The organism is Streptomyces sp. MNU76, from assembly GCF_020982545.1.
Lineage (GTDB): Bacteria > Actinomycetota > Actinomycetes > Streptomycetales > Streptomycetaceae > Streptomyces.
On record NZ_JAJKLK010000019.1, the window covers coordinates 1,263,584 to 1,276,687 of the forward strand.

6 protein-coding genes and 2 pseudogenes are annotated in these 13,104 nt (G+C 72.1%); all 8 read left to right on the forward strand.

Features of this window, described 5'->3' with window-relative positions; genetic code table 11:
• The gene (locus tag E4N62_RS32190) at window positions 1–3,387 is read left to right on the forward strand and encodes an ATP-dependent DNA helicase (RefSeq protein ID WP_230219991.1); all 3,387 of its coding nucleotides are present in this window, start codon (window positions 1–3) and stop codon (window positions 3,385–3,387) included.
• A gap of 50 nt (window positions 3,388–3,437) precedes the next feature.
• Window positions 3,438–6,989, forward strand: a complete 3,552-nt coding sequence (locus E4N62_RS32195; RefSeq protein ID WP_230219992.1) for an ATP-dependent DNA helicase — start codon at window positions 3,438–3,440, stop codon at window positions 6,987–6,989.
• 10 nt (window positions 6,990–6,999) lie between these two features.
• Window positions 7,000–8,412 (forward strand): dipeptidase, encoded by a 1,413-nt coding sequence (locus E4N62_RS32200; protein ID WP_230219993.1) that lies wholly within the window; start codon window positions 7,000–7,002, stop codon window positions 8,410–8,412.
• A 92-nt stretch (window positions 8,413–8,504) separates the two neighbouring features.
• Window positions 8,505–9,452, forward strand: a complete 948-nt coding sequence (gene nudC / locus E4N62_RS32205) for an NAD(+) diphosphatase (RefSeq protein ID WP_230219994.1) — start codon at window positions 8,505–8,507, stop codon at window positions 9,450–9,452.
• A gap of 685 nt (window positions 9,453–10,137) precedes the next feature.
• Window positions 10,138–11,658 (forward strand): annotated as a pseudogene (locus E4N62_RS49755) (transposase); the annotation flags it as partial.
• A 19-nt stretch (window positions 11,659–11,677) separates the two neighbouring features.
• A complete protein-coding gene (locus E4N62_RS32220) occupies window positions 11,678–12,250 on the forward strand; it encodes a hypothetical protein (protein WP_230219995.1) in 573 nt (190 codons plus the stop codon).
• Window positions 12,250–12,645, forward strand: coding sequence for a hypothetical protein (locus E4N62_RS32225; protein ID WP_230219996.1), 396 nt, complete (start codon window positions 12,250–12,252; stop codon window positions 12,643–12,645). The genes E4N62_RS32220 and E4N62_RS32225 overlap by 1 nt, the downstream gene beginning before the upstream one ends.
• A gap of 1 nt (window position 12,646) precedes the next feature.
• Window positions 12,647–13,000, forward strand: a pseudogene (locus E4N62_RS32230) (GntR family transcriptional regulator); the annotation flags it as partial.
• Window positions 13,001–13,104 lie beyond the last annotated feature (104 nt).

The following is a 13,104-nucleotide window of genomic DNA, read 5'->3' on the forward strand; positions in this document are numbered from 1 at the left end:
GTGAGCTCCTCTTTCTCCACCAGGCGCCTGTCGCACACCCAGGTGCGACAGGGGAGCCGTGGCGCTTACCGACTGGTGCGTACCCCACCGGCCCGGACGGACCCCCCTCGTCTGGACGCCGAGCAGCGCGGCGTGGTTGACCACGAGCGGGGGCCTCTGCTCGTTCTCGCAGGTCCGGGCACCGGCAAGACCACCACGCTCGTCGAGTCGGTGGCGGCCCGCATCGCTCGTGGGGGCGACCCGGCGCGCGTGCTGGTCCTCACCTTCAGCCGCAGGGCCGCCGTGGAACTGCGCGACCGCATGGCGCTGCGCCTGGGCGCCGCGCGCGCCCCCCAGGCCACCACCTTCCACTCCTTCTGCTACGCGCTGGTCCGCGCCCACCAGGACAGCGACCTGTTCGTCGAGCCCCTGCGGCTGCTGTCCGGCCCGGAGCAGGATGTGGCGGTCCGGGAACTCCTGGCGGGCCAGCCCGACCTCGAACGCCTCGGCCTCGCGCACGTGCGCTGGCCGGACGAACTGCGCGCCTGCCTGACCACACGTGGCTTCGCCGACGAGGTCCGCGCGGTCCTCGCCCGCAGCCGCGAACTGGGCCTGGCCCCCGACGACCTGCGCGCCTTCGCCACGCGCATCGGCCGCCCGGACTGGCTCGCGGCCTCCGCCTTCCTCGCCGAGTACCTCGATGTCCTCGACCTCCAGGGCGTGCTCGACTACGCGGAACTGGTCCATCGCGCGGTGCTCCTGGCCGGCCGCCCCGACGTCGCCCGGCGGCTTACCGCCCAGTACGACGCGGTCTACGTCGACGAGTACCAGGACACGGACCCCGCGCAGGTACGGCTGCTGCGGACCCTCGCCGGAGGCGGCCGCACCCTGGTCGCCTTCGGCGATCCCGACCAGTCGATCTACACCTTCCGGGGCGCCGACGTGAACGGCATCCTGGAGTTCCCGCAGGCCTTCCCGCGCGCGGACGGCAGCCGGGCACCGGTCGCGGTCCTCAGGAATTCCCGCCGCTCGGGAGCGAACCTGCTCGGCGCCACCCGCCTGCTCACCCAGCGCATGCCGCTCACCCGCCTCCCCGCCGAGAAGGTACGCGCCCACCGTGAGCTGAGGCCCGTGCGGGACGGAGGAAGCGTCGAGGTCTACACGTACCCGACGCCGGGCACCGAACTGGACAACATCGCGGACGTCCTCCGCCGGGCCCATCTGGAGGACGGCGTCCCCTGGAGCGAGATGGCCGTCCTGGTGCGCGCCGGCGCCCGCACGATCCCCTCGATCCGGCGCACCCTCACCGCCGCGGGCGTTCCCCTGGAGATCGACGGCGACGACCTGCCCCTGCGCCACGAACCGGCCGTACAGCCCCTGCTGACGGCGTTGCGAGCGGTGGCGCGGGCGGAGCTGGGGGAGACGACGGCCGTGACGGGCTCGGCAGAGGAGACCGGCGAGTCACCCGAGGTGCCCGAACCGGCGGATCCGTCCCGGCGGTCCCACCCGTCCGACGCGCAGCCCTGCTGGCTCGACACCGAAACCGCCCTCGACCTCCTCGCCTCCCCGTTGGCGGGTATGGACACCGCCGATCTGCGGCGTCTGGGCCGCGCGTTGCGCGAGGAGGAGCGAGCCGGCGGCAACCCCGTACCGCCGCCGTCGGACGAACTCCTGGCACGCGCGCTGGCGGAGCCGGAACGGCTGGTGGCACACGATCCGGTGTACGCGAGGGGCGCGCAGCGCCTCGGCGCGCTGCTGCGGAAGGCCCGTGAAGGCCTCGCGGGCGGCGGAACGGCCGAGGAGGCGCTGTGGGAGCTGTGGGACGGCACGCCGTGGCCCCGGCGCCTGGAGCGCGCCGCCCGGCGCGGTGGCCCGGCCGGACGCAACGCGGACCGTGACCTGGACGCCGTGTGCGCGCTGTTCGCCACTGCGGCACGCGCGGAGGAGCGCACCGGCGGCCTGGGCGCCCTCAACTTCCTGGCGGAGATCGAGGCCGAGGACATCGCTGCCGACACGCTGACCGGGCGGGCCGTCCGCCCCGCCGCCGTACGCCTGATGACCGCGCACCGCGCCAAGGGGTTGCAGTGGCGCCTGGTCGTCGTCGCGGGTGTCCAGGAGGGGCTCTGGCCGGACCTCCGCCGCCGCGGTTCGCTCCTGGAGGCCGACCGCATCGGCCGCGACGGTCTCGCCGAACCGCTCACGCCGGGCGCCCTCCTCGCCGAGGAACGCCGTCTGTTCTACGTGGCCGCCACGCGCGCGCGTGAACGCCTCGTCGTCACCGCGGTGAAAGCCCCCGCCGACGACGGCGACCAGCCCTCCCGTTTCCTCACCGAACTGGGGGTCGAGCCGAAGGACGTCACCGGCCGTCCCCGCCGCCCGCTGTCCGTGGCCGCCCTCGTCGCCGAGCTGCGCGCCACCACGGTGGACCCGCGCGTGTCCGAGACGCTCCGCGAGGCGGCCGCCCTGCGACTGGCCCGGCTGGCCGCGCTGAGCGACGAGGACGGCCGTCCGCTCGTGCCGTCGGCGCATCCCCACCGCTGGTGGGGCATGTTCGACCCGACCGAGAGCAAGGTGCCGCTCAGGAACCGTGACCAGCCCGTCGTACTGTCCGGCAGCGCCCTCGACCAGCTCGCCAACACCTGCGCCCTGCAGTGGTTCCTGGGCCGTGAGGTGAAGGCCGACGCGCCCGCGACCGCCGCCCAGGGGTTCGGCAACGTCATCCACGTGCTCGCCGACGAGGTCGCCTCCGGGCGCACCCCGGCCGACCTCGACGTCCTCATGGAACGCCTCGACTCCGTGTGGAACGCGCTCGCCTTCGACGCACCCTGGAAGTCGGACCAGGAGAAGCAGCACGCGCGCGTGGCGCTCGAACGCTTCCTGCAGTGGCATGTCATGGACCGAGCGGGGCGGGCCCCGGTGGCCAGCGAGCACGACTTCGACGTCACCCTCGAAGCGGGCGACTACGAGGTGCGCATCCGGGGCTCCATGGACCGCGTCGAGACCGACACCGAGGGCCGCGCCTACGTCGTCGACTTCAAGACCGGCAAGCAGTCCGTGAGTTCCGCCGAGGTGAGCCGCCACCCCCAGCTGGCCGTGTACCAGCTCGCGGTCCGCGAGGGAGCCGTCGACGAGCCCTTCGGTGGCGTACGCCCCGAACCGGGCGGCGCCGAACTCGTCCAGCTGCGGCAGGGGGCCGCCAAGAAGAACGGTGGCGAGAGCGTCCCCAAGGTGCAGGCGCAGGGCCCCGTCGAGGGCGCGGAAGGGGAGTGGGTGGCGGACCTCCTGGCGACCGCCGCGGGCAAGGTCCTGGACGAGCGTTTCTCCCCGACCGCCGGACAACACTGTGCACACTGCGCTTTCCGGGCATCGTGCAGCGCTCGCCCCGAGGGCCGTCACGTGGTCGAGTGACCATGCCCGCCCGGCGGCCGCTGTCGGTGGTCGGCGTTAGCCTCTCTGGAATGTCCGCCCGTATCAGCGATCCCGAGCAGCTCAAGGAGCTCCTCGGCATCCCGTTCACCCCGGAGCAGACGGCCTGCGTCGTCGCGCCGCCCGCGCCGCAGGTGATCGTGGCAGGAGCCGGGTCGGGCAAGACCACCGTGATGGCCGCGCGCGTGGTGTGGCTGGTCGGCACCGGACAGGTCGCCCCCGAACAGGTGCTCGGCCTGACGTTCACGAACAAGGCGGCGGGCGAACTCGCCGAGCGCGTACGCAAGGCACTGGTCAAAGCGGGCATCACCGACCCGGACGTGATCGACCCGGACAACCCGCCGGGCGAGCCGGTCATCTCCACCTACCACGCCTTCGCGGGCCGCCTGCTGGCCGACCACGGCCTGCGCATCGGCCTGGAACCCACCTCCCGGCTCCTCGCCGACGCCACCCGCTACCAGCTCGCCGCACGCGTCCTGAGGGAGTCCCCGGGCCCCTACCCGGCACTGACCCGCTCCTTCCCCGACCTGGTCAGCGACCTGCTGACCCTCGATTCCGAACTCGCCGAGCACCTCGTACGACCGGAGGACCTGCGCGCGTACGACGCCGACCTGCTGCGCGAACTGGAGGGTGCCAAGCTGACCAACGCGGATCTGCGCAAGGTCCCCGAGGCGGCCGCCGCCCGACGTGAACTCACCGAACTGGTCGGCCGCTACCGCGCGGCCAAGCGCGAGCGGGACCTCCTCGACTTCGGCGACCAGATCGCCCTGTCCGCCGGCCTCGCCCGACTGCCCGAGGTGGGGCGCATCCTGCGGGACGAGTTCCGTGTGGTCCTGCTCGACGAGTACCAGGACACCTCGGTCGCCCAACGCGTCCTGCTGTCAGGTCTGTTCGGGGGCGGCACCGGCCATCCCGTGACGGCCGTGGGCGACCCCTGCCAGGCCATCTACGGCTGGCGCGGCGCCTCCGTCGCCAACCTCGACGACTTCCCCGAGCACTTCGCCCACCCCGACGGCAGCCCCGCGACCCGCCAGTCGCTCAGCGAGAACCGCCGCAGCGGCGGCCGTCTGCTCGACCTCGCCAACGGTCTCGCGGAGCCCCTGCGGGCCATGCACGCGGGTGTGGAGGCCCTCCGGCCCGCCCCCGGCGCCGAACGCGACGGTGTGGTCCGCTGCGCATTGCTGAACACGCACGCCGAGGAACTGGACTGGCTCGCCGACTCGATCGCCCACCTGGTGCGCACCGGCAAGGAACCCGGCGAGATCGCGGTCCTGTGCCGCACCGCCACCGACTTCGCCGAGATCCAGGGCGCGCTCGTCGCCCGGGACATCCCGGTCGAGGTCGTCGGCCTCTCCGGACTGCTGCACCTCCCCGAGGTCGCCGACCTCGTCGCGGTCTGCGAGGTCCTCCAGGATCCCGGTGCCAACGCCTCCCTCGTCCGCCTCCTCACCGGCCCGCGCTGGCGGATCGGACCCCGCGACCTCGCCCTCCTCGGGCGCCGGGCCAGGCTGCTCGTGGCCCACGCGCGCGTGGACGCCGACGCCGACCCGGACCGCCGGCTCGCCGCAGCCGTCGAGGGCGTCGACCCGTCCGAAGTGATCTCGCTGGCGGACGCCCTGGACACCTTCCTGGAACTCCCCCTCGAAGCCGAGGCGGAGGACGACGGTCTGCCGTTCTCGCCCGACGCACGCATCCGGTTCGCCCGGCTCGCCGCCGAACTGCGCGACCTTCGCCGCTCGCTCGCCGACCCCCTCATGGACGTCCTCCACCGGGTCCTCGCCGTCACCGGCCTGGAGGTGGAACTCTCCGCCTCCCCCCACGCGCTCGCCGCCCGCCGCCGCGAGACCCTGTCCAACTTCCTGGACATCGCCGCCTCCTTCGCCGCCCACAGCGCCGGAGAGGCCACCCTCCTCGCCTTCCTCGGTTTCCTGCGCACGGCCGCCCAGTACGAGAAGGGCCTCGACAACGCCCTGCCGGGGGGAGAGAACACCGTCAAGGTCCTCACCGCCCACAAGTCCAAGGGCCTGGAATGGGACGTCGTCGCCGTCCCCGGTCTGGTCACCGGCACCTTCCCCAGCACCCAGGGCCGGGAGAAGTGGACCGCCCAGGGCAAGGTCCTGCCGCACGAGCTGCGCGGCGACGCCGACACCCTCCCGGACGTCGAGGCCTGGGACTCGCGCGGCCTGAAGGCCTTCCAGGAGGCCATGAAGGATCACCAGCACACCGAGGAACTCCGCCTCGGCTACGTGACGTTCACCCGCCCCCGCTCCCTGCTCCTCGGCTCCGGCCACTGGTGGGGCCCGTCCCAGAAGCGTCCCCGTGGGCCGTCCGACTTCCTCAAGGCCCTGTACGACCACTGCGTCGCCGGGCACGGCGAGATCGAGGCATGGGCCGACGAGCCGGAGGAGGACGCCGAGAACCCCGCTCTGCACGCGACGGCGGCCGACCACGCCTGGCCGCTCCCGCTCGACGACACGGCCCTGATGCGCCGCAGGGCGGCGGCCCGGACCGTCCTGGCCCACCTGGACCGCGCCGCCTCCCACGAGGACACGCATCCGGGGGCCGCAGAGGAGGACTTCCCGGACGAACCACCCATCGACGAGGACGACGACCTCTTCATCGACGAGGACGAGGCCCCCTTCATCGACGAGGACACCGGCGACTGGGACTCCTGGTCGTCGGATCGTCCCGCGCAGGCTCCGCACGCGCGCGTGGACCGTCCCGCGCCGGACGGGCGCACGCCCGCCGTGCCGCACGCCCGCAGGCATCCCGGCGCGTCCGGGCTCACCCCAGAGGAGGCCCGCACCGTCGCCTCGTGGGACCGCGACCTGGACGCCCTCACCGGGGAACTCGTACGAGCCCGCGCGAAGGTCACCGACGTACCCCTGCCGACGTCGCTGACCACCTCGCAGCTGATGCGTCTCGCCGCGGATCCGGACGGCTTCGCGCAGGAGCTCGCCCGCCCCATGCCGCGCCCCCCACAGCCCGCGGCCCGGCGCGGCACCCGTTTCCACGCCTGGCTGGAGGCCCGTTTCGAAGAGCTGCGGCTGCCCATGCTGGAGCCCGACGAACTGCCCGGCAGCGAGGCCGAGATCGCGGACGAACTGGACCTGGAGGCCCTCAAGGAGGCATTCGAACGCACGCCGTACGCGCACCGCACCCCCCACCGGGTCGAGGCCCCCTTCCAGATCGACATAGCCGGCCGGGTCGTGCGCGGCCGTATCGACGCCGTCTACCGGGCCGACGATGCCGAAGGGACGACGACGTACGAGATCGTCGACTGGAAGACCAGCCGCACCCGCGCCGCCGACCCGCTCCAGCTCGCCGTCTACCGGCTGGCCTGGGCCGAGCAGCAGGGCGTGCCCCTGGAGTCCGTCGACGCCGTCTTCCTGTACGTCCGCACCGGAGCCGTCGTCCGGCCGACGAACCTCCCCGGCCGGGACGCACTGGAGAGATTGCTCCTGGAGGAATCCGGTACCGAAGAGGGACCGGATCCGGCCACAGAGGGACCGGAGCCGTCGGCTGACGGACCGGAGGCGTTCACGGACGAACCGCCGGACGAGCATGCCGCCGCGGGCAGATAGGCTCGTGAGCATGAGCCAGTCCGTTGACAGCGACGTCAGCGTCGTCCGTACGTACATCGAGAACCACCGTGCCGCCTTCCTCGACGACCTCGTGGAGTGGCTGCGCATCCCGTCGGTCTCGGCCCAGCCCGACCACGCGACGGACGTACGGCGCAGCGCCGACTGGCTGGCCGCCAAGCTCGGGGAGACCGGCTTCCCGACGGCGGAGGTCTGGGAGACGGCGGGAGCGCCCGCGGTCTTCGCGGAATGGCCCGCCACGGACGCCGACGCACCCACGGTGCTGGTCTACGGCCACCATGACGTGCAGCCCGCGGCGCGCGAGGACGGCTGGGACACCGAGCCGTTCGACCCTGTGATCCGTGCGAACCGACTCCACGCGCGCGGGGCGGCCGACGACAAGGGGCAGGTGTTCTTCCACACACTCGGTGTCCGCGCCCACCTCGCCGCCACCGGCCGCACCGCCCCCGCCGTCCACCTGAAGATGCTGATCGAGGGCGAGGAGGAATCCGGCTCCCCGCACTTCCGCGCCCTGGTCGAGGCCCGGGCCGAACGGCTCGCCGCCGACGCGGTGGTCGTCTCCGACACCGGAATGTGGGCCGAGGACACCCCCACCGTCTGCACCGGCATGCGCGGCCTCGCCGAGTGCGAGATCCGGTTGTACGGCCCCGACCAGGACATCCACTCCGGCTCCTTCGGCGGCGCCGTACCGAACCCGGCCACCGAGATCGCCCGTCTCGTCGCCGCCCTGCACGACGAGCACGCGCGCGTGGCGATCCCAGGCTTCTACGACGGCGTCGTCGAACTCACCGACCGCGAGCGCGAACTCTTCGCCGAACTGCCCTTCGACGAGGAGCGATGGCTGCGCACGGCCAGGTCGACCGCGGCGCACGGCGAAGCCGGTCACACCACCCTGGAACGCATCTGGGCCCGCCCGACCGCCGAGGTCAACGGCATCGGCGGCGGCTATCAGGGCGCCGGAAGCAAGACGATCATCCCGTCCTCGGCCATGGTGAAGCTGTCCTTCCGCCTGGTCGCCGGCCAGGACCCGGACCACATCGAGAAGGCGGTCACCGCCTGGGCCGCCGAGCGCATCCCCGCCGGGATCCGGCACGAGATCACGTTCACCGGCTCCACCCGCCCCTGCCTGACGCCCCTGGACCACCCGGCCCTGCGGGCGGTCGTACGGGCCATGGGCCGCGCGTTCCAGCAGCCGGTCCGCCACACCCGCGAGGGCGGCTCCGGCCCCGCCGCCGACCTCCAGGAAGTCCTCGGCGCCCCCGTCCTCTTCCTGGGCATCTCCGTCCCCTCCGACGGCTGGCACGCCCCCAACGAGAAGGTCGAACTCGATCTGCTCCTCAAGGGCGTCGAGACCAGCGCGTACCTCTGGGGCGAACTGGCCGAAAGCACCTACGAGGCACACTGAGGACGACCCCGACCGCCCCGGCACGCCCAGCCCACCGCACGCCTCGCCGAACCGCCCCATCAACCGTTTCACCGGGGGAGTTGGAAGCACCCGTGACCACCTGGACCGACCACACCGCCGACCGACCCATCGCGCTCACCGCCCCCAGCGGCATCGACCGGGCCGCCCACCACCGGCTCGACGAGGCCTGGCTCGCGGCGGCCTGGAGCCACCCCACGACTCGCTGCTTCGTGGTCTCCGGCGGTCAGGTCCTCATCGACGAGACCGCGGACGGCGCCACCGAACTCGTCATGACGCCCTCCTTCGAGGCCCCGCTCACCGAGGCGCACCGGTACTTCCTGGGGACCGACGCCGAGGGTGTGAGCTATTTCGCACTCCAGAAGGACGCGCTCCCCGGCCGCATGGACCAGTCGGCACGCCCGGCCGGGCTGCGGGAGGCGGGCATGCTGCTGTCGCCCCGTGACACGGGCCTCATGGTGCACGCGGTCGGCCTGGAGAACTGGCAGCGCACCCACCGCTTCTGCTCCCGCTGCGGCGAGCGCACCGTCATCGCGGCGGTCGGCCACATCCGGCGCTGCCCCGCCTGCGGTGCTGAGCACTACCCGCGCACCGACCCGGCGGTGATCATGGCGGTCACGGACGAGGAGGACCGCCTCCTGCTCGGCCGCCAGGTGCACTGGCCCGAGGGGCGGTTCTCCACCCTCGCGGGCTTCGTGGAGCCCGGTGAGTCCATCGAGCAGTCCGTGCGGCGCGAGGTCCAGGAAGAGGTCGGCATCACGGTCGGCCACGTCGAGTACGTCGCCAGCCAGCCCTGGCCCTTCCCCTCCAGCCTCATGCTGGGGTTCATGGCCCGGGCCACCTCGACCACCGTCGACGTCGACGGCGACGAGATCCACGAGGCCCGCTGGTTCTCCCGCGAAGAACTGCGGGCCGCGTTCGAGTCCGGGGAGGTCCTGCCTCCCTACGGCATCTCGATCGCGGCCCGACTGATCGAACTCTGGTACGGCAAGCCCCTGCCGACACGAGGTCACACCGGCTGAAGCCTGCCCGTGGTCACACGCCGATCTTCTGCTTGACCTGCGCCAGCGAAGGGTTCGTGAGTACCGGCGCATGGCGCAGGAACCCTGGCACCCGCTCGCCTACCGAGTGCACTTCGCTGCGCTGGGCTGGGCCGACCGCCAAGGGCACGCGCCCTTCGACCCTGGGAAGCTGGCTGCTTTCCTGGGTAAGGAGGGCAAGCCCCTGTCAGACCAGAGCACGACCAACGCGGTCAACCGGGCCAAGAGGTTTCGCCTTGTCTCGCCCCGGTCGGGGACCGCTTGCCTTGTCCTGCCCCCTCACCTCTTCCAGAAGGGAAAGGGCGCGCCCGTACCGTGCCGAGTCCATCAGGACCGGTGACCACACCGCAGGTGTAGCCAGCACACCCCGGACGTGTAGTGACATGGACGATGACCTGCGGAAAGGTTCGCGCCCTCTCTTCTCTGTTTGCCCTCCCAGTTACGGCCCCGCAGGGGCCGACAGAGGACGTGCCTTCGCCCTACGGCAAGCGGAGTGGGGGCGCGGAGCAATGCTCAGAACCTGTGGATCAGCCCGGGGAGGACGTACCTTCCCGGATGATTGATCGATAGGTCATCGAGCAAGACCGGTGTTCGCAGCACCGGCCGGGAAGGTACGTCCGTGCTCACCGTAGTCAACGAGGACGGCTCCACGCACGACGGGTCGTCGCTGATCGACGAGATCGTTCGGGATGGCGCAAGAAGGATGCTGGCCGCCGCGCTGGAGGCCGAAGTGAACGCCTACGTAGCCGAGTTGGCCGACCAGCGCGACGAGAACGGTCGGCGGCTCGTGGTCCGCAACGGTTACCACCAGCCGCGGCAGGTCACCACTGCGGCCGGCGTGGTCGAGGTAAAGGCCCCGCGGGTGAACGACGAGCGCGTCGATGAGGCGACCGGCGAGCGCAAGCGGTTCTCCTCGGCGATCCTGCCGCCGTGGTGCCGCAAGTCCCCGAAGATCAGCGAGGTGCTGCCGCTGCTCTACCTGCACGGCCTGTCCTCCGGCGACTTCGTGCCCGCGCTGGAGCAGTTCCTGGGCAGCTCGGCCGGTCTCTCGCCGGCCACTGTCACCCGCCTCACCACCCAGTGGCAGGCCGACCACAAGGCATTCGGCGAGCGCGACCTGGCCGGATACGCCCCCACCCGCTTCACCACCGAGGCCGAGCTGCTGGCCTTCCTCGACACTGCAACGACTCCACCGCGCACCCAGATCATGGAGAGCCTGTCCCATCCGCGCCTGACCGGCATGTCCCGCGAGGACCTCGACACACTCGCCCGGCGCCTCGCCCCACGCCAACTCGCCCAGATCGAACGTGCCTCCTACCAGCGCAGGGGCGCCGACCGCCAGCCCGGCAGCCGCGGCGGCATCTTCCCCCAGAAGATCGGCGACAAAGAGCGCGTCATCCTCGCCGTCCTCTACCTGCGCAAGCTTTGCACCCTGGACGTCCTCGCCGACGCGCCGGGCGACGTGAGCCGGTCCTTGATCGGCAACGTCGTCCGTGAGATCCGGCCCCTGCTCATGGAAGGTGGGCTCCTCCCGCCACCAACCACCGCCCGCTACCGGACCGCCACCGAACTCCTCGCAGCACACAGCGAAGACGACACACCGACGAGTTGATTCTTGACGGCTTCACAAAACGGCCAATGTGGTCAATGCCCTGCCGAAGTCGGCCCAGCCAGGTGCCCGCAAGGCCCTGCAGGACATCTGCAACGCCGAGGACCGCGACCACGCGCTCAAGGCGGTCACCGCCTTCGAGCATGCCTACGGCGCGAAGTGGCCCAAGGTGGTGAAGAAGATCACCGACGACGTCGAGGAACTGCTGGCGTTCTACGACTTCCCGGCCGAGCACTGGATTCATCTGCGCACGACCAACCCGATCGAGTCGACGTTCGCAACGGTCCGGCTGCGGACGAAGGTCACCCGGGGGGCCGGCAGTGCGGCCGCAGTCCTGGCCATGGTGTTCAAGCTGGTCGAGTCCGCCCAGGCCTGCTGGCGGGCCGTGAACGCACCTCACCTGGTCGCCCTGTACGGGCCGGCGCCCGCTTCGAGCGCGGTCAGATGATCGAACGCGCCGAAGCTCACGCAGCCTGGACAACTTCAACCGACCTGCAGATTTTGGCAATTGCTCGGCGCCTGCCCCTGAAGCCGGTGAGCGACGCACTGGCACCATCCCCGAAAGTTGTTCTACTATGACGCGAACAAGGGGGTAAAAATGACTCGCTCCGCAGGACGTGGCACCCTCGCCGCGCTGGCCGCACTTCCGTTCACCGTCGCGCTCATCGCCGACCTGACCCTGTTCGCCGCCGTGCGCGACCGGCTGCCCGACCCGCTCGCCACCCACTTCGCGGGCACCACACCCGACCGCTTCACCAGCACCACCTGGTTCCTGGCCGCCTGCGTCGGGGCGCTCACCGGGACCGGCGCGCTGTTCACCGGGATCTGCGCGGCCCGCGGAGTGTTCACCCGCTGGGCGCTCACCATCGGGTACGGGCTCGCCGGGCTGCTCGGCGGGACCCTTGCCTCGGTGCTGCTCGTGAACGCCGACGCAGGCGGGAACGCCACCGCCACCAGGATGCCGCTGTGGCACATGGCCGCCGCCGCGGCGGCGGGCGCGGCGGTGGCCGGGGCGGGATGGCTGACCGCGCGGGCGCTACGCCTGCCCGACAGCGGGCGGCTGTCGACTGCCGGGGACGCCCCGCCCTCGGCCCCGCCCTCGCCGAGGGCGAGATCGCGGGCTGGACCCGCACCGTCTCCTCCCGCCCTGCCCAACTCCTCGGCCTGCTGATGGCTGCCGTCGGCTGTGTACTGCTCCCGCCCGTGGGATGGGCGGTCGCCGTACCGCTCCTGCTCCTCGGGCTGCTCGTGCTCGGCGCCTCCCGACTCCAGGTCACCGCCGGCCCGCGCGGCCTGACCGTGTCGCCCGCCGTGGCACCATGGCCCCGCACCCGGGTCCCGCTCGCCGAGATGGACCTGGCCGTGAGCCGCGACATCCGCCCGGCTGCGGACTTCGGCGGCTGGGGCTACCGCATCCGCCCCGACGCCACCGGTGTAGTGGTGCGCTCCGGTGAGGCCTTGGTAGTACGGCACACCGGCGGTCGCGAATTCGCCGTCACCGTCGACGACTCCGCGACGGCCGCAGCCCTCCTCAACTCCCTGCTCCGCACCACCGTGAGGCACTGACATGCTCATCCGGGTCGACACCGGCTCCGCCACCCCGCTCGGCGACCAGATCGCCGCGCGGGTCCGGCTCGCGATCGCCGACGGCGAGGTCGCACCCGGCGACCGCCTCCCCTCCGCCCGCGCGCTCGCCGAGTCCCTCGACGTCAACATCCACACGGTTCTCCGCGGCTACCAGCGTCTCCGCAACGAGGGCATGATCGAACTCCGCCGTGGGCGCGGCGCGGTCGTCCTGGACAACCAGGGCACGTCGGCCCGCGCCCGCCTCCTCACCTACGTGGACACCCTGGTCAGCGCATCGCGCGAACTCGGCCTGAGCGACGAGGACATCCTCGGGCTCGTACGGGCGGGAATGGCCACGCCGGAGCCCCGAGAGCGCCGTGCGCCCCAGCTGGTCGACGTGAGGGATGATCGGCCGCATGGACGCACGGCACCGCCGGATCTGTGAGCCCACCCAGGCCA